This window comes from Roseovarius faecimaris, assembly GCF_009762325.1.
GTDB classification, from domain to species: Bacteria; Pseudomonadota; Alphaproteobacteria; order Rhodobacterales; family Rhodobacteraceae; genus Roseovarius; species Roseovarius faecimaris.
The window spans coordinates 1,522,292-1,539,111 of record NZ_CP034348.1 but is presented as its reverse complement, the minus strand read 5'-3'; the positions used below and the strand labels follow the sequence as shown (position 1 = coordinate 1,539,111).

The window sequence follows — 16,820 nt, the reverse complement described above, 5'->3', positions numbered from 1 at the left end:
TTCTGACGACCATATGCGCCACACGCTTCCCATCGCGCCGCAATTCTATGTTACGGCTCCGCAGCCCTGCCCCTATCTTGAGGGCCGGATGGAGCGCAAGCTGTTCACGGCGCTTCAGGGCGAAGGGGCGCAGCGGCTCAATGACGGGCTGTCCAAGCAGGGCTTTCGCCGATCGCAGAACGTGCTCTATCGCCCGTCCTGCGCCGATTGTGCCGCCTGTCTGTCGGCGCGGATCAATGTCGCCGCCTTCACCCCTTCGAAGAGCCAGAAACGCGTACATAAGCGCGCGCGGCATCTGGACCGCCGGGCCACGTCGCCCTGGGCCACGGAAGAGCAGTTCGACCTTTTCCGCCGTTATCTGGGCGACCGCCACGCGACCGGCGGGATGGCCGATATGGATGCGTTCGAATTCGCCGCGATGATCGAAGAAACCCCGATCCGCACCCGTGTGGTCGAATATACCGATCCGCAGACCAATACGCTTACCGCCACCTGCCTGACCGACATCCTCGATGACGGGGTGAGCATGGTCTATTCCTTCTTCGACCCCGATCAGGCGCGGCTCAGCCTTGGAACCTATATCATCCTCGACCATATCGAAATCGCGCGCGAGGCGGGGCTGCCATATGTCTATCTTGGCTATTGGGTGCCCGGCAGCGACAAGATGGGGTACAAGGCGCAGTTCTCGGGGCTGGAGGTGTATGTCGGCGGCGTCTGGCAGCCGATGACCGATCCGTCGGAGTTCGACACCCAACTGCACCCGCTCAGCAATGACCCGATTGCCGAACAGGTGGCCGAGATCTCGCTGCCCGATGGGCGGCCCCTGCGCACGCAGACCCGCTGAGGCGCACAAAACCGCGTCGCTTTCCGAACATCCGCGGTGTTTTTGGAGTTGTGCGCCAGTTCCGCTTCGACGGACATTGCGGGGGATGCGACACCATAAAGCGAGCGCGCCATGACAACCCCTTCCGATCTTGATCTCAGCCAGGTCAGACTGCCTGCCGCTCAGGCCTCCTGCCTGCCGCCGGTCTGCTACACCTCGCCCGAGATATGCGAGGCCGAGATCGCCCGCCTGTTCCGACAAAGCTGGCTCTGTGTCGGGCGCAGCGACATGGTGACGGGTCCGGGCGATTACATCGCGCTCGATTTTGCGGGGCAGTCCCTGATCCTGCTGCGCGATACGGAGGGCGTTTTGCGGGCATACGCCAATAGCTGCCGACATCGCGCCGCGCGGCTGGTGGATGGTGAGGGACGTTGCAAGGGCCTGCGCTGCCCGTTTCATTCTTGGTTCTATGGGTTGGACGGGCGACTTGTCTCGGCCCCCAGGATGGACGCCGCCGAGGGGTTCGAGAAATCCGACCACGGCCTGCACGCCTATGCCTGCGAAGAGCGCTTTGGCTTTGCCTTTGTCTGTCTTGCCGCCGACGCACCGCCACTCGATGCAGATCTGGACGGGTTCGCGGAGATCCACGCGCCCTGGCCCCTGGACAGGCTCGTGACCATACGGCGTCAGGAGCTGGAGGTGGCGTGCAACTGGAAGGCCTTTCTGGAGGTGTTCAACGAGTATTATCACCTGCCCTTCGTGCATCCCGACAGCATTGACAGCGTCTATGCCCCGCCCGATGCCCCTGAAGAGGTCGCAGGGGCCTTTGCCACCCAGTTCGGCGCAACAGAGGGCACGGGCGGTCTGCTGGAAGACACGCAGAGCTTCGCCCTGCCCCCGATCCCGGGAATGACGGGGCGGGCTGCTTCGGGCGCGCGCTACACCTGGGTCTTTCCGAACATGGCCTTTGCCGCCAACACCGACGCGCTCTGGTGCTATGAGGCCTACCCTCTTGGCCCGGACCGCTGCAAAGTCGTGCAAAGCTCCTGCTTTCCCCCCGAAAGCATGGCACTGCCGTATTTTGCCGAGAAGTCCGCCGTCTATCTCGACCGGATGGATGCGGCCCTTGCCGAAGATGTTCCGGCGCTGGAAAATCAGCAGCGCGGCTTCGCCTGCCCGGACGCGCGCGCGGGGCGCTTTCAACCTGATCTGGAGCCCAGCGTGGCCGGTTTTGCACGATGGTATGCCCGCCGCATGCAGAGCAACTCGTGACGCCCGGCCCCGTTTTCTGTCTCAGAAAACGGATTAGAAAATGATCATTTTCTAATTCAGAATTTGGACAAATTCTGACAGCGCAAAATCAAAAGGGGCCGCCTCATCGGACGGCCCCTTGTTGTCATGTCAGACCGACATCAATTGGGGATCAGGTTCGGCACGATGGTCACGATCGCCGGGAAGAACCACAGGATCGCCAGACCCACCACCTGGATCAGAACGAAAGGTGCCACACCGCGATAGATATGTCCGGTCGTCACCTCCTTCGGCGCCACCCCTCGCAGGTAGAAGAGCGCAAAGCCGAAGGGTGGGGTCAGGAACGAGGTCTGCAGGTTCACCGCGATCATGATCGTCACCCATTTCGGATCGAACGTGCCGCCATAGATCACCGGCCCCACGATCGGGATCACGATATAGATGATCTCTAGGAAATCGAGCACGAAGCCGAGGATGAAGAGCACGAGCATCACGATCAGGAAGACCTTGAACTCGTTATCGAAGCTCTTCAGGAACTGCTGGATATAATGTTCCCCGCCGAAGCTGATCACCACCAGGTTCAGAAGCTGTGAGCCGATAAGGATGGTAAACACCATGCTCGTCACCTTGGCGGTTTCCCTCACCACCGGCGACAGCACACCGCCTGTGAACAGCACCCAGCAGGCAAAGAGCAACCCAAAGAGCGAGAAGAGATAGGCCGCCTTGGCCACCGCGAAGGCCACCCAGGTCTCAAAGCTGACTGACTCCACATTGATCCGCAGATCGAAATTCACGCCCATCAGGATCGCCACGATGATGGCGAAAGTGGCCATGATGATGATCTTGCCGGAGCGTTCCTCGTCCATCAGCTTGCGGTAGGCCGCCAGCATGATCGCGCCACCTGCGCCAAGCGCCGCGGCCGGCGTCGGGTTGGTGATGCCGCCCAGGATCGAGCCCAGCACCGCGACGATCAGAACCAGCGGCGGGAAGACCACGCGAATAAGCTCGTTCTTGGCCAATCGTCCGGCGGCATGTGAACAGCCATAAAGGGCCATAGCCAGCGGGATCGCCAGGATCAGGATGGTCACGCCCGGGCTCATCTGAGGGCCGATGATGGCTATATCGGCAAGCAGCCCGAGAACGATCCCGACAGCCCCTATGATCAGCGGCCGTGCATCAGCCGAGGGCTGGATACCGCGCGCCACCGCCAGGATCAGCGCCAGCATCAGGAAGATGACAGCCACACCGGTGCCGATGGGCGCCGCGTTGGCGATCTTATCGGCGAGGGCTGTCTCCAGCTCCTCCTCGGTCAGCTGGTGCGATTGCTCGACACCGCCTGCGGCGTCAATCGCCTCCTGCTCGGCCACGGCGGCATCCCAAGCCTCCTGCCCGTGCAGCTCGATCATCGCTTCCTGACAAGCCGGGCTAACATTGGTCCTGAGCGAGGCCGTCTCGCCCTGGGCCGAGTAGCTGTTGACCACCAGCGATTGCGAGCCAACCACGTTGAGCTGACCCAGCAGCATCGTCCCGGCAATCAGCGCCACAGGCACCCCGAGGAACCAGGTGAACGCCTCGCTACGGGTGATCACCGCATGGCTGGTATGCTCCATCTGCACCGCCGGGGCCTTGGTCGGGTTGAACAGCGCATAGCCGAACGCATAGAGCGCATAGAGCAGCGCCAGCAGGATGCCCGGCAGCAGGGCGGCCTGGAAAAGCGTCCCCACCGAAACCACCGCGGGTTCGCCCAGATAGGTCAGCGCATCAGAGCATCCGGCCTCCTGCGCGCGGGTTTCCTGCGCGACCGAATAGAGGTCCCCGGCCAGTGTGCCAAGAAGCACGATCACGATCGAGGGCGGGATGATCTGCCCCAGCGTGCCCGATGCCGCGATGACACCCGTGGCGATCTCGGGGCTGTAATTGTTGCGCAGCATGGTGGGCAGGCTCAGCAGGCCCATGGTCACCACCGTGGCGCCCACGATCCCCGTCGACGCCGCCAGGAACGCGCCCACGACCACCACCGACACCGCCAGACCGCCCGGCAGCGGGCCGAAGACGCGCGCCATCGTGGTCAGCAGATCATTGGCAATCTTCGAGCGCTCCAGCGTGATGCCCATCAGGACGAACATCAGCACGGCCAGCAGCGTCTCAATGGACTGCCCGGCCAGCACCCGCTCGTTGATGCGGTTGACGATGAAACTCACGTTACGATCAAGCGCCTGCTCCCAGCCATTGGGGAAGACCGGCACTTCTATCCGTGGAAGCTCGGGGTATCGGAATACCGATATCGTCTCAGCCTTCACACCCGACGCGACAATGGCGTTAAACGCGTCCGAGCCGGTGTCGATCGCCTGGTGAATAAGCAGCCCGGCGCTGTCGAGTGCCGCGATGATCGCGAATGAGATCACCCCTGCCCCGCCGATGGCGAAGGCCACCGGGAAGCCTGAGAGAATACCGCCGAAAAGGCAGAGGAATACGATGATCAAGCCGACCTCGACGCCATCAAGTCCAAACAACATCAGTGGGTCCCCTCATAGGCTTCTTCCCCGTCGCCAAGGCTGTCCTTGTCGAGGTACTTGTTTTCGCTGTCGATCCCTTCCTTCCACTCCAGATAGGAGCGGTAGAAGAAGGCGATCGAGTGCAGGAAGACCATCCCGGCGAAGAACACGAGCAGCACCTTGAACAGGAAGTACCCGTTGAAGCCGTTCGGGCTGAAGCCGATGGTCTCCACATTCCAGCGCACCGCGCGGGCCTTGAGCACCAGCCGGTCGAGCGAATCCGAGGCCGACGGCTTCGGCGTGATCAGGTGACGCCACATGAAGTACCAGCCATACATCCAGGTGATGATCGCCACCGGCATCATGAAAAGCATGGAACCGACCATGTCGATCACGCGCTTGGTGCGGAACTTCACGGCGGAATAAACGAGGTCCACCCGAACATGCCCGCCCTGAACGAAGGTGTAGGTGCAGCACAGGCAAACCACCATGGCGTTGTAGAGCTTCAGCTCTTCCGCCCACCAGCTGATATCCATCTGCAGCGGGATACCAAAGCCGAAGGCGATGTCCGGCCGGGTAAAGATCCGCTGAATGAACACGATGATGATCTGTTGCAGCACCATCAGCAGGCCGGCCCAGGCAAAGAAGCGGCCCACCGTGTTGGCAAAGCCTTCCAGCACCCAGACGCAGCCCCACATGAAGCTGTTGCGCCACAGACCGATGGCGGTCACGAGGATGAAAATGGTGAACACCGCAAAGAAGAACTCAACCGATCCGCCGTAATAGACGAAGCGCATGAGCGATTCCTTGTCTTCCGTGCTGTTGGTCCACACCATCCAGTCAAGCCACAGGCTTGGATGTGTCAACGCATAGAAGAAATTGTAAAAGGCCATTCCAATATTCTGGAAAGCCCAGACGATGCCGTCGAGCATGTGCCCCGCGCCCCCGGTTTGCGGGCCTCTTCGGCCCGGCTTTACCTGTCAGATAGCTGCGGCAGGCCCCGGGCAATGCCAGGGGCCTGCCATTCGATTGGCTCAGACCTTAGCCCAGAACGCGGTCGCGCTGGTTGCGGTAGGCGCTGATCGACTGGGTCAGCCAGCCCGACGACGCTTTCATCGACGCCACGTAATCCTGGTAGATTTCCGCGAAGAGCTCGTCGCCCATGAACTCGTCATAGACCTTCTGGCTCGCGGCACCCATTGCATCCCAGACGCTGTCGGGGAATTCGAGGACCTGCACGCCACCGGCTTTCAGGCGCTCAAGAGCGGCACCGTTGTTCATCAGGAACTGGCTGAGGTTCCACACGTTGGCATGGCCTGCGGCGATCTCGATGATCGACTGATGCGTCGGCGAAAGATCGTTGAACACATCCAGGTTGGTCACAAGGCTCAGGCCCGCCGACGGCTCGTGGAAACCGGCGGTGTAGTAGAACTTGGTGATTTCCTGGAAACCGGCCTTTTCGTCGGCCCAGGGGCCGATCCACTCGGTGCCGTCAATCGCACCCGAGGCCAGCGCCTGGTACACTTCGGCGCCCGGCAGGTTCTGGATCGACGCACCCATGTGGCCCAGCGCCTTGCCGCCCAGGCCCGGCATACGGAACTTCAGACCGTTGAAGTCTTCCGGCCCCTTGATTTCCTTGGCGAACCAGCCACCGGCCTGCGTGCCGGTGTTGCCGCCCAGGAACGACTTGATGCCAAAGATTTCACCCAGCTTGTGGTGCAGCGCCATGCCGTTGCCATGGTAGTACCAGTTGTTCAGCTCGGTCGCGGTCATGCCGAAGGGCACGCCGGTGAAGAAGGCAAAGCCCGGATGCTGGTTGACGAAATAGTAGTCAGCGGCGTGATACATGTCCGCCTGACCGGCGGTCACGGCGTCGAACACCTCGAACGCGCCAACCAGTTCGCCTGCGGCCTTGACGTCGATCGTCAGGGTGCCGTCGGACATGGCATTGATGTTGTCTGCACACTGTTGCGCGGCATCAAACACGCCCGCCAGACCCCGACCCCAGCTGGTGACCATGGTCAGCGTGCGTTTGCCCTGAGCATAGGCCGGTGCTGCCAGAGTGGTAGCGGCAGCGGCGCCTGCGCCCAGTGCGGAATTCTTCAGAAAAGAACGACGATCCATGTGGTATCTCCTCCCAATTCATATGGATAGCGCACAGGCAGGCAAAACCTCCTGGCGCGGATCGTTGCAAGTGGGCAGACCCTAGCGCGCTGTCCGGCGCATTGGAATACCGACTACTACGTAGAAATGAGGCTTTTGGTCAGGATAGCAAACCGATTTCGGGCACCCCGCGACCCGTTCCGGACATGATCCGCACAGAAATTGAGCCAAGACACTGGGATTCGCGCCCGATTCGTCCTAACGATTCGGCATGTCCGGTCTGATCCGACATTTTCGGCTGAATTACGGTCAGAAGATCTTTCTTCTGGCCACGCTTCCCGTGATCCTCGCGGCTGTGGTCATCTCGGTTCTGGTCACGCTGCAATCCCGGCAGATGGCCGAACGCGAGATCCACAATCTCGAGGCGCAGCTGATCGCCGCCAAGCGCGATGAGCTGAAGAACTATCTGTCAATCGCCCGCACTGCCTTTATCAACATCTACGGTCGCGCCGCGCCCGATGACGCAAACGCCAAGCTGACCGTCACACAGATCCTGTCGTCGATGCTCTACGGGCAGGACGGGTATTTCTTCGTCTATGATTATGACGGCAATAACCTTGTCAGCCCGCGCCGGACCGAGCTGATCGGGCGAAACTGGTCAGGGGCCGCCGACCCGGCCGGCAAACCTATCACCGATGAACTCATTCGCCTTGCGCGATCCGGTGGCGGTTATCATTCCTATGAAGGGATCAAGCCGTCGACCGGACAGCCCGCGCGCGTGGTCACCTATGTGATCGGACTTCAGGATTGGCGGTGGGCCGTCGGCACGGGCGTTTTTATTGACGATGTGGTGGCCGCGGTGGCGGCGTCGCGCGCCGAGGTGGAGACGCGCATGCGGCGCACCTTCCTCTATATCGGGGCGATCACCCTGGCAGCGCTGTTGCTGGTCTTCACCTCGGGCATGTTCATCACCATCCGCGAACGCCGCCTCGCCGATGCCAAGCTCAAGAAGCTGACCCAGCGCGTCTTCGATGCGCAAGAGGAAGAACGCGGCCGCGTCGCGCGCGAGCTGCATGACGGGATCAGCCAGATCCTCGTCGGCATCCGGTTTGCCCTCGATACCGCGCGGCGGCGGCTCAAGGCCGGAGATGCCAAGGCGGAAGCGCATCTTGATCGCGGGATCGACACGCTGTCCACCGCGATCCAGGAAGTCCGCCGGATCAGCCGCGATCTGCGCCCCGGCACGCTCGATGATCTGGGCCTTGGCCCAGCGCTCAAGACTCTGGCCGAGGAATTCGCGGCCCGCACCGGCATCGAAACCGCTTTTGAAACCGTCGTCTTCCGCAACCGGCTGGCCGATGACGCCAAGATCGCGCTCTACCGTATCGCCCAGGAGGCGCTGACCAATGTGGAGCGCCATTCCTCCGCCACCAAGGTCAGTATCGACGTGCGCGGACACGCCAAGGGCGCCACCCTGCGCGTCACCGATAACGGGCGCGGCATTGACCTGTCGGGCACGCGCGGTGCGGGTCTGGGCCTGCGCAACATGCAGGAACGGGTGGAGCAGCTCGACGGCACATTGCGTGTCCTGTCCAGCCGCAGCGGCACGGTGATTGAAGCGTCGGTGCCTTTGTCGCATATGCTGCCACCGCAGGACAGCCCGCCCTCACCGCCCTCAGACCTCTCAACAAAGGCCAGCGCATGACCCCCAAAATCCGTGTCGCTATTGTCGATGATCACCCCATGGTCGCTGAAGGCATCCAGTCGATCCTGGAAAGCTATGACGATGTCGAAGTTGTCGCCACTTTGTCAGACGGTCAGCAGATACTCGACCAGGTGACCGCCCTCGCCCCGGATGTGATCCTGCTGGATCTCAACATGCCCGGACTTGGCGGGTTGTCGACAACCGAGATCCTGCTGGAACAGCACCCCGAGACGCGCATCCTGATCCTCAGCATGCATGACAGCCCCGAATATATTTCCTCGGCACTCAGCCATGGCGCCATGGGCTATGTGCTCAAGGACGTGCCCACGGATGAAATCAAGACCGCGATCGACCGGGTGATGGCGGGCGAGCGGTATCTCTGCACCGGGGCGAAAGGCTCGCTCGAGCCCTTTGACGACAGCAATCGCGAGCAGCTTACCAACCGCGAACAGACGATCCTTCTGCAACTGGCGCAGGGCAAGTCCAACCGCGACGTGGCCGAGGCGCTGGATATTTCCGTGCGAACGGTCGAGACCCACCGCAAGAACATCAAGCGCAAGCTGGGCATCTCCTCTACCGCGGGCCTGACCCGCTATGCAATGGAGCACGGCGTGTTGCAGGGCACCGGGGTCAAGCTCTGAGCCACCCGTGCCGGAACAAGGGCCGGGCGCGGTGCCGGCTCAGTAATTCCGGCGCTTCTCCGCCCCGTGATACAGGATGTCGGACCATTCGGCGTTGACCTTGTCGCGCATCCGCACATCCTCGGGGTCCATGTCGCGTGTCGGCCGCCCGAGCCTGTAGAAATTGCCATGCGTATCCTCGCCCCGCACAAGCTGTGCGCCGGTTGGCTTGATCACCTGGCGCACATCGGGGGGCATATAGGACTGGATCACGAAGCCGATCCGCCGGTCGTTGCTGCGGTTGGGTTGCGAGGCATGGATCACCGTCGCGGAGTGAAACGAGGCCTGCCCGGGGCGCAGTTCGGTCGCAACGGCAAGGCTTTCATCCACATCCTGCACCTCCTGCCCACGCGTGAGGATATTGGTCTCGCCATAGGTGTCTTCGTGGTCGCGCAGCCGGTCATGACTGCCCGGGATCATCATCATACAGCCGCTTTCCTGCGTCGCCGGGGACAAGGCCACCCAGGCGGTAACCCCCGAATAGGGCTCCAGCCCCATGTAACGCGCGTCCTGGTGCCAGCTGACAAAGCCGGGATCCTGCGGTTCCTTGATGAACAGCACCGTGCCGTAGTTCAGAAGGTTCGGCCCCAGCAGATCCTCCATCGCATCCAGAAGGCGCGGCTCATGCACGATCCGGTCAAGGCACATGATATTGAGATGCGCATTGTTCCGCGCCGCGCCGTCGAAGGCTTCGGGCCATCTCGCCTCCGCCACCTCCAGTTCCGCCCTCAGTTCGGCGGCCTCGTCCTCGGTGAAGATATCCACCGGGGCCAGAAACCCGTCGCGGTGATAGGCGTCGATCTGCGCGTCGGTCAAAATTTTTGGCATGGCGCTGTCCTTCCTGGTTCCTGCTTCAGGACCAGTTTGAAAGCATTTCAGCGCGTTACCCCAAGTTATGCGTCAAAATCATGTCGCAAACAGACCTTCGCAAGCGCCTTTCGGAGCGGGCCGCCCATAGCGGGAAACCAGCCAGGTTCTTTCGGTTTGTCGTGAAATCGGCCCAGTTTGGCCCAGCTTTTCCGTCACTGGCATATGAAAACCCGGTCAAGGAGCCATCCGTCATGGACATATCCAGCTTTGAAACCCGCCTTGCAGAGCTGATGCGGAACATGGTGGTGATTGGCCCCGATGGCGTCCCCGGACCCTCGCCAGAGCTGCGCGTTCTGCTTGCTGACCTCTCGGACGCGGCCCAGTCCCGCGATGCCACACCAGAGCTGCGCGAAATGGCCGAAACCCTTGCGGTGATGCTGCGCACCCTGTCCGACCCGGACACGGCAAAGAGCCTTCTCGAGGCGCAAACCAATCCAGCCCCGCCGCACCCCGTCATCTTTGAGGCCATCGATGATGCTGACCCGGAGGCGGTGCGCGCCGCTCTCGCTTCATGGGAGATCAACACGCAGGTGGGCGAGTTTGACCAGACCGCCCTTTATCGCGCCATGTCCTGCATGTTCGGCGTCTCGCTTGAGGTGATCACCCTGCTGCTCGATGCCGGGGCCGACCCGCGCAAGGGGCTGGGAGACACCAACGTGCTGCATGGGCTGGGCTTTGCCAATCTCAACGGCATCGCGCCCGAAGCCCTGGCCGAGATCATCCGCCGCTGTGTCGATCTTGGCGCGGATATCGAGCAGCGCTCGGACAAACTGCGATGGACGCCGTTGATCACCGCCGTGTCCGAGTGGAACCCGGTGGCCACCGAGGCGCTGCTATTGGCCGGGGCCGATATCGGAGCGAAATCTGGCGATGTGGAAGGCGTTTGCTATGCCAATTCCGATGTGCTCGCCTTCGCCGAAGGTGATGCGGCCACCCTTGCCGTGCTCCGGCGTCATCTTTCGCCGCAATAGCCCCGCGCAGCCTCAGCCCATCGGCGCCCCATCCTTGCGCCGCACCACCACGATGGACGAGCGCGGCAGCTTTCCCTCACCGTCGGGAAACGGCGCATCCGGGTGCTGGATACCCACAAACATCGCGCGCCGGTCCGCCGACCAGCAGAGCCCGGTCACTTCACACCCCTTGGGCCCGGTCAGAAAGCGTGCGATCTCGCCCGTCACCGGGTCGCCCACCAGCATCTGATTGTTGCCCATGCCCGCAAATTCGCCGTCGTTGCTGTCATCGCCATCGGTCTGGATCCAGACCAGACCGGTGCTGCCGAACGCCATGCCATCGGGCGAGTTGAACATATTGCCCGGTGTGATGTTCGGACTTCCGCCATAGGCATTGTCATAGACCTCCGGATTGCCCGCCATCACGTAGAGATCCCAGGTAAAGCGGTCTGCGGCATGGTCTTCGCCCTCGGGCCGCCAGCGCACGATCTGGCCGTATCGATTGGTTTCGCGCGGGTTTGGGCCATTCACACCCATATCATCGCCCCCTTTGTTGGCGCGCGCGCCCCGGTGCTTGTTGTTGGTCAGACAGCAATAGGCCTCAGCACGCTGCGGGTTGGCGGCGACCCATTCGGGCCGGTCCATCGTCGTTGCCCCCACTTTCGAGGCCGCCATCCGCGCAAAGATAAGCACTTCGGCCAGGCTGTCCATTCCGGTCGTCTCGGGCGTCAGCGCGCGCCACTCGCCGCTGCCATCTTCGTGGAACCTCGCGGCATAGAGCGTTCCCTCGTCGAGCAAGCCGGTTGTGTCCTTGCCCGGCGCATAAACCCCGTCCGAAACGAAACGATAGAGAAACTCGCCGCGCTCTTCATCGCCCATATAGACCACCACGCGGCCATCCGGCGCCAGCACCACCTCGGCATTCTCATGCTTGAACCGGCCAAGCCCGGTATGCTTGACCGGCGCGCTTGTCGGATCACTCGGGTCGATCTCGACCACCCAGCCCGCGCGGTGCGGCTCGTTCGGGGTCTGGCTGGTGTCGAACCGCGCGTCCCACAGATGATAGTCATAACGCCATCCATCGGGGCCGATGCCATAGCGCTCATAGCCTGCCTGCACCTGCGGCGCATAGTCGGCGAACGGATCGGTTGACCCAAAATAGCCGTTGAAATTTTCCTCGCAGGTCAGATAGGTGCCCCAGGGCGTCTTGCCTGCGCCGCAATTGTTGAGGGTGCCAAGGCTTTGCGCACCTGACGGGTCGGCTTCGGTCTGCATCAGGGCATGCCCCGCCGCAGGGCCACTGAGGCGTATCGGCGTCAGATGGGTGATCCGGCGGTTCACCGGGCTGTCGAGCACCACCTCCCATCCCGCCACACCATCGCGGATTTCCATCACCGACACGCCCTGCAGCTTCTGAAGCTTCTCCACATCCTCGGCGCCCTCGGGACGCCCGTCAGCGCTCTGCGGCAGGTTGGTCCTGCGGTTGGCATATTCGTGATTGATGGCCAGCACCTGCCGCCCGTCGATCACAAAGCTTTCCATCCCGTCCGTATTCTCGCCAAACACCCGGTCCGCGCCGGTCGCATCGCCGCCGGTGACGTGGTCAAACTCCGGCGCGTCCGAAAACAATGGGTCGCCCCAGCGCACCAGCACCTCCCACTCATAGCCCGGCGGGACATGTACGCTGTTGTCGGTCCCGATCGCGATCGGCTCGAATGCGAAGCGTGACCCTTGCGCACGCGCCGCTGTCGGCAGCCCCCCCATCGCGGCCGCGCCCGAACCAAAGGCCATCACCCCTCCCAAAAAGCTGCGGCGGCTCAGCGCCGCGTCCACCACGCGGTCGAAATCGCAGGTCTCAGGACGTGGATTGACGGCTTCGTCCCAGTCGTCGGCGCTCAGTTTGCTAAGGTCTCGCGTGGTCATCGACAGTCTCCCTCAGGATCGGATTGCACTGCCTCGCGGCATGGCTGATTCCTGTAACACCCCCGCAACATAGCGGATAAAGTTGGGAAACTGGTCCGGTTTGGGGGATTTCGCGCAATATTCGCAAAGATTTCTCGCGGCATACGACATTTTCTCCGCCAAACACGGTTGACGCCCTGTCTTGCCGCTCCTAATGTCTCGCGCACGCAGCATGAGGAGTCGTGGTCTTGACCACCCTAGTCGTAATCGTAGGAAAATGGCGCATGGGCCGGTAACGGACACCATAATGGTTCCCCATGCGCCCCGGTCTGACCCGGGGCTTTTTTATGCGCAAGAGACGAAGAGAAATGTCATGAACGGAGCAAGCAGATGACACGTCAGATGACCGGAGCGAAAATGGTGGTTCAGGCCCTGAAGGATCAGGGTGTGGACGTCGTGTTCGGATACCCTGGCGGGGCCGTTCTACCGATTTATGACGAGATCTTTCAGCAAAACGATATTCGTCACATCCTGGTGCGCCATGAACAGGGTGCCGTGCATGCCGCCGAGGGCTATGCCCGCTCGACCGGCAAGCCGGGCGTGTGCCTTGTGACCTCCGGCCCCGGGGCGACGAATGCCGTGACCGGCATCACCGACGCGCTGATGGACAGTATTCCGATCGTCGTGCTGACCGGCCAGGTTCCGACCTTCATGATCGGCACCGATGCCTTTCAGGAGGCCGACACCGTGGGCATCACCCGCCCATGCACCAAGCATAACTGGCTGGTGTCGGACACGGCGTCGCTGTCGGATACACTGCACCAGGCCTTCCACGTCGCCACCTCGGGCCGTCCGGGCCCGGTGCTGGTCGACATCCCCAAGGATGTGCAGTTTGCCTCGGCTGAGTACACGCCGCCGCAAAAGGCCCGGGTGAGCCATTATCAACCGCAGGTCAAAGGCGATATGGAGGCGATCACCGAGCTCGTCGAAGCGATGGAAACCGCCAAGCGTCCGATCTTCTACACCGGCGGCGGTGTGATCAACTCGGGCCCCGCGGCAAGCCAGCTTCTGCGCGAACTGGTCGAGGCCACGGGCATTCCGATCACCTCCACGCTCATGGGCCTCGGCGCCTACCCGGCTTCGGGCAAGCACTGGATCGGGATGCTGGGCATGCACGGGCTTTATGAGGCCAATATGGCGATGCATGATTGCGATCTGATGATCAATATCGGGGCGCGCTTCGACGACCGGATCACCGGGCGGCTCGACGCCTTCTCTCCGGGCTCGAAGAAAGCGCATATCGACATCGACCCCAGCTCGATCAACAAGGTGATCAAGACCGATATCCCCATCGTCGGCGATATCGCTCATGTGCTCGAAGATGTGCTGAAGGTGTGGAAATCGCGGGGCCGCAAGGTCAACCGCGAGGGCATTCAGAAATGGACCACCCAGATCGCCGAGTGGAAGACGGTCGACTGCCTCGCCTTCACCCAGGAGGGCAAGACGATCAAACCGCAGCACGCGCTGGCCCGGCTTGAAGCCCTGACCAAGGACCATGACCGCTATATCTGCACCGAGGTGGGCCAGCATCAGATGTGGGCCGCGCAATATATGGGCTTTGAGGATCCGAACCGCTGGATGACCTCGGGCGGGCTTGGCACGATGGGTTATGGCTTTCCCGCCTCCATCGGGGTGCAGATGGCCCACCCGGACGCTTTGGTGATCAACGTGGCGGGCGAGGCGTCATGGCTGATGAACATGCAGGAGATGGGCACCGCGGTGCAGTTCCGCCTGCCGGTGAAGCAGTTCATCCTCAACAACGAGCGGCTGGGCATGGTCCGCCAGTGGCAGGAGCTTCTGCATGGCGAGCGCTATTCGCATAGCTGGTCCGAAGCGCTGCCCGATTTCGTGAAACTGGCCGAAGCCTTCGGCGCCAAGGGCATCCTGTGCAAGGATCCGGCCGATCTCGATGACGCGATCATGGAGATGATCAACCACGACGGCCCGGTGATCTTCGATTGCCTGGTGGAGAAACATGAGAATTGTTTCCCCATGATCCCGTCGGGCGAGCCGCATAACAAGATGTTGCTGGGCGAATCCTCGACCAAGGACGCCATCGGCTCCAAAGGTGCGGTGCTCGTCTAGCCCGCCCTGCCCCTGAAACAGTTGTGTAAGGGCGGCGCGTAGATGTGCCGCCCTGCTTTTTAACCAGTTACGAGCCGCTTCATGTCCGTCATGACTTCAGACCGCCTTGCGTGGATCGACGCCGCAAAGGGCGTGGCCATCACCCTTGTGGTGTTCGGTCATTGCTGGATCGGGCTGCACGGCGCCGGTCTGATCCCGAACGAGCCACTCTCTCTTGTCATGCGCGACAGTATCTATCTATTTCACATGCCGCTCTTCTTCGTGGTCTCGGGCCTGCTCACGCAGCGGCTTGGCGCCCTGCCCTTCCCCCGCTTCATGGCCTCGCGCGCGCTCCTGCTGCTTTGGCCCATGGTGCTCTGGACGTATCTGATGAACGCCGGCAAGCTTGCCATGGGCGGGCTCGCAAACGAGCCGGTCACCTGGGACAGCTTCAACTGGTCGCCCTTGCCGCCGCAATGGCAATTCTGGTTTCTCTGGGCGCTTTTCCTGCATCAGCTTGTGCTCTGGTGCCTGACGCGCGCGGCAGATGCGGGGAACCTGCGGCTGACCCATTGACATTGGGGCGGGATGAGCATTGCAGCAATTCTGATCTACACATTCGGCGGCACCTTCGGGGTGGCCGATCCTTTCCTGCGGTCCGCTCTGCTCTTTGCGCCTTACTTCTTTTTCGGCGTGATGCTGCGCCATCTGCCTGAGTTGCCGGTCATCTCACCGGTCTGGGCGCTCGCCGGATTCACGCTGGCGCAGGCGGTCTATCTCCTGATCAAGCCGCCTCTGCCCGTCACCGCCCTTCTGGCCATCGTTTGTGCCCTCGCGGTCATGGCCCTCTGCCGCTGGGCCGCCGAACATGCGCGTCTGACCGCGCTGACCGCCCTGGGCGCGGCCTCGATGGCGATCTATCTTGCGCATACCTTCTTTTCCGCGCCCCTGCGCGCGGTTCTGCAAAAGCTCGACATCACCAGCCTGCCGCTGCATGTCCTGCTGGGCACCGCCATCGGCATCCTCGGCCCGCTTGCGCTGCTCTGGGTGGCCAGGCGCACCGGCACCCGCCGCCTGCTGGGGATCTGACGATGCGCTGCCCGCTCTTGCTCTTCCCGCGCCGCACAGGCATACCTTCCCCAACCCGATTTCGATAAGGACCCGACCCATGTCTGCCCTCAAGATCAAAAAAGGCTCCAACAAGCATTCCGCCTACAACCTGCGCCCGAATTTCTCGGACATGGTCGAACGGCACACGCTCGCCGTGATCGTGGACAACGAGCCGGGCGTTCTGGCGCGGGTCATCGGCCTATTCTCCGGGCGTGGCTACAATATCGACAGCCTGACCGTGGCCGAGGTGGACCATGAAGGGCATTTCTCGCGCATCACAATCGTCACCACCGGCACGCCGCAGGTGATCGAGCAGATCAAGGCGCAGCTGGGCCGGATCGTCGTGGTCCATGACGTGCACGACCTGACCGTCGAAGGCCGCGCCGTTGAGCGCGAGCTGGCACTCCTGAAAGTCGAAGGGACCGGTGAAAAGCGGGTCGAGGCGCTGCGTCTGGCGGATATCTTCCGCGCCAACGTGGTCGACAGCACGCTTGACAGCTTTGTCTTCGAGATCACCGGCACGCCCGAGAAGGTGGATGCCTTCGCCGATCTGATGCGCCCGCTGGGCCTTGTCGACATGGCGCGCACCGGCGTGGCGGCGCTGCCCCGGGGATAACCCGGCAGGTCAGCAGCAGATCCCTGGCAGCAAAAGACAAGGCGACGGGCCATGTCCCGGCGCAGCCATGCCTTAGATTCCGACATTGCCGCGCGCATTGATGTCGCCTGCAGATAAGTCGCGTCGCCAACTGGCATGCCCTTCCACCATCGGCTCGCTACTCCATGTCAAACGATTCTGGAGTGTCTGCC

At 62.2% G+C, this 16,820-nt stretch carries 14 protein-coding genes; 9 read left to right on the top strand and 5 right to left on the bottom strand.

Features of this window, described 5'->3' with window-relative positions:
* Nucleotides 1-13: 13 nt before the first annotated feature.
* Entirely contained in the window at nucleotides 14-844 is an 831-nt protein-coding gene (locus EI983_RS07955) for an arginyltransferase (RefSeq protein ID WP_157706842.1), read from the top strand.
* 111 nt (nucleotides 845-955) lie between these two features.
* Entirely contained in the window at nucleotides 956-2,095 is a 1,140-nt protein-coding gene (locus EI983_RS07950) for an aromatic ring-hydroxylating oxygenase subunit alpha (protein ID WP_157706841.1), read from the top strand.
* A 140-nt stretch (nucleotides 2,096-2,235) separates the two neighbouring features.
* On the opposite strand, the gene EI983_RS07945 is transcribed toward EI983_RS07950, so the two are convergent.
* The 3 genes from EI983_RS07945 to EI983_RS07935 form a co-directional block, all read right to left on the bottom strand.
* Nucleotides 2,236-4,590, bottom strand: coding sequence for a TRAP transporter large permease (locus EI983_RS07945; RefSeq protein ID WP_157706840.1), 2,355 nt, complete (start codon nucleotides 4,588-4,590; stop codon nucleotides 2,236-2,238).
* Nucleotides 4,590-5,501, bottom strand: a complete 912-nt coding sequence (locus EI983_RS07940) for a TRAP transporter small permease subunit (protein ID WP_157706839.1) — start codon at nucleotides 5,499-5,501, stop codon at nucleotides 4,590-4,592. Before EI983_RS07940 ends, EI983_RS07945 begins: the two co-directional genes overlap by 1 nt.
* Nucleotides 5,502-5,610: 109 nt before the next feature.
* Nucleotides 5,611-6,693, bottom strand: coding sequence for a TRAP transporter substrate-binding protein (locus EI983_RS07935; RefSeq protein WP_157706838.1), 1,083 nt, complete (start codon nucleotides 6,691-6,693; stop codon nucleotides 5,611-5,613).
* 250 nt (nucleotides 6,694-6,943) lie between these two features.
* Here EI983_RS07935 and EI983_RS07930 point away from each other — a divergent pair, with 250 nt between their 5' ends.
* Together EI983_RS07930 and EI983_RS07925 are read left to right on the top strand one after the other, a co-directional pair.
* Nucleotides 6,944-8,377 (top strand): cache domain-containing protein, encoded by a 1,434-nt coding sequence (locus EI983_RS07930; RefSeq protein WP_157706837.1) that lies wholly within the window; start codon nucleotides 6,944-6,946, stop codon nucleotides 8,375-8,377.
* On the top strand, nucleotides 8,374-9,018 hold the full coding sequence (locus EI983_RS07925) for a response regulator transcription factor (protein WP_157706836.1): 645 nt from the start codon (nucleotides 8,374-8,376) through the stop codon (nucleotides 9,016-9,018). Before EI983_RS07930 ends, EI983_RS07925 begins: the two co-directional genes overlap by 4 nt.
* 39 nt (nucleotides 9,019-9,057) lie before the next feature.
* On the opposite strand, the gene EI983_RS07920 is transcribed toward EI983_RS07925, so the two are convergent.
* Nucleotides 9,058-9,885: a phytanoyl-CoA dioxygenase family protein gene (locus EI983_RS07920; protein ID WP_157706835.1), complete on the bottom strand. Its 828-nt coding sequence runs from the start codon at nucleotides 9,883-9,885 to the stop codon at nucleotides 9,058-9,060.
* A 233-nt stretch (nucleotides 9,886-10,118) separates the two neighbouring features.
* Between EI983_RS07920 and EI983_RS07915 the strand changes: the two genes are divergently transcribed.
* Nucleotides 10,119-10,898, top strand: a complete 780-nt coding sequence (locus EI983_RS07915; RefSeq protein WP_157706834.1) for an ankyrin repeat domain-containing protein — start codon at nucleotides 10,119-10,121, stop codon at nucleotides 10,896-10,898.
* A 12-nt stretch (nucleotides 10,899-10,910) separates the two neighbouring features.
* Here EI983_RS07915 and EI983_RS07910 read toward each other — a convergent pair whose 3' ends face one another.
* Nucleotides 10,911-12,800 (bottom strand): PhoX family protein, encoded by a 1,890-nt coding sequence (locus EI983_RS07910; RefSeq protein WP_157706833.1) that lies wholly within the window; start codon nucleotides 12,798-12,800, stop codon nucleotides 10,911-10,913.
* A gap of 369 nt (nucleotides 12,801-13,169) precedes the next feature.
* On the opposite strand from EI983_RS07910, the gene EI983_RS07905 reads away from it, so the two are divergent.
* From EI983_RS07905 to ilvN, 4 genes are all read left to right on the top strand, one after another.
* Nucleotides 13,170-14,924, top strand: coding sequence for an acetolactate synthase 3 large subunit (locus EI983_RS07905; protein ID WP_157706832.1), 1,755 nt, complete (start codon nucleotides 13,170-13,172; stop codon nucleotides 14,922-14,924).
* 81 nt (nucleotides 14,925-15,005) lie between these two features.
* The gene (locus EI983_RS07900; RefSeq protein ID WP_198389397.1) at nucleotides 15,006-15,479 is read left to right on the top strand and encodes an acyltransferase family protein; all 474 of its coding nucleotides are present in this window, start codon (nucleotides 15,006-15,008) and stop codon (nucleotides 15,477-15,479) included.
* 12 nt (nucleotides 15,480-15,491) lie between these two features.
* Complete coding sequence (gene opgC / locus EI983_RS07895) at nucleotides 15,492-15,992, top strand: OpgC domain-containing protein (protein ID WP_157706830.1); 501 nt, start codon at nucleotides 15,492-15,494, stop codon at nucleotides 15,990-15,992.
* Between the two features lie 79 nt (nucleotides 15,993-16,071).
* Complete coding sequence (gene ilvN, locus EI983_RS07890) at nucleotides 16,072-16,629, top strand: acetolactate synthase small subunit (protein WP_157706829.1); 558 nt, start codon at nucleotides 16,072-16,074, stop codon at nucleotides 16,627-16,629.
* Nucleotides 16,630-16,820: the final 191 nt, after the last annotated feature.

Bases quoted from the DNA above. Each gene is read 5' to 3' on its own strand.
- EI983_RS07955 (WP_157706842.1), top strand. From the start codon at position 14: ATGCGCCACACGCTTCCCATCGCGCCGCAATTCTATGTTACGGCTCCG.
- EI983_RS07950 (WP_157706841.1), top strand. From the start codon at position 956: ATGACAACCCCTTCCGATCTTGATCTCAGCCAGGTCAGACTGCCTGCC.
- EI983_RS07945 (WP_157706840.1), bottom strand. From the start codon at position 4,590: ATGTTGTTTGGACTTGATGGCGTCGAGGTCGGCTTGATCATCGTATTC.
- EI983_RS07940 (WP_157706839.1), bottom strand. From the start codon at position 5,501: ATGCTCGACGGCATCGTCTGGGCTTTCCAGAATATTGGAATGGCCTTT.
- EI983_RS07935 (WP_157706838.1), bottom strand. From the start codon at position 6,693: ATGGATCGTCGTTCTTTTCTGAAGAATTCCGCACTGGGCGCAGGCGCC.
- EI983_RS07930 (WP_157706837.1), top strand. From the start codon at position 6,944: ATGTCCGGTCTGATCCGACATTTTCGGCTGAATTACGGTCAGAAGATC.
- EI983_RS07925 (WP_157706836.1), top strand. From the start codon at position 8,374: ATGACCCCCAAAATCCGTGTCGCTATTGTCGATGATCACCCCATGGTC.
- EI983_RS07920 (WP_157706835.1), bottom strand. From the start codon at position 9,885: ATGCCAAAAATTTTGACCGACGCGCAGATCGACGCCTATCACCGCGAC.
- EI983_RS07915 (WP_157706834.1), top strand. From the start codon at position 10,119: ATGGACATATCCAGCTTTGAAACCCGCCTTGCAGAGCTGATGCGGAAC.
- EI983_RS07910 (WP_157706833.1), bottom strand. From the start codon at position 12,800: ATGACCACGCGAGACCTTAGCAAACTGAGCGCCGACGACTGGGACGAA.
- EI983_RS07905 (WP_157706832.1), top strand. From the start codon at position 13,170: ATGACACGTCAGATGACCGGAGCGAAAATGGTGGTTCAGGCCCTGAAG.
- EI983_RS07900 (WP_198389397.1), top strand. From the start codon at position 15,006: ATGTCCGTCATGACTTCAGACCGCCTTGCGTGGATCGACGCCGCAAAG.
- opgC (WP_157706830.1), top strand. From the start codon at position 15,492: ATGAGCATTGCAGCAATTCTGATCTACACATTCGGCGGCACCTTCGGG.
- ilvN (WP_157706829.1), top strand. From the start codon at position 16,072: ATGTCTGCCCTCAAGATCAAAAAAGGCTCCAACAAGCATTCCGCCTAC.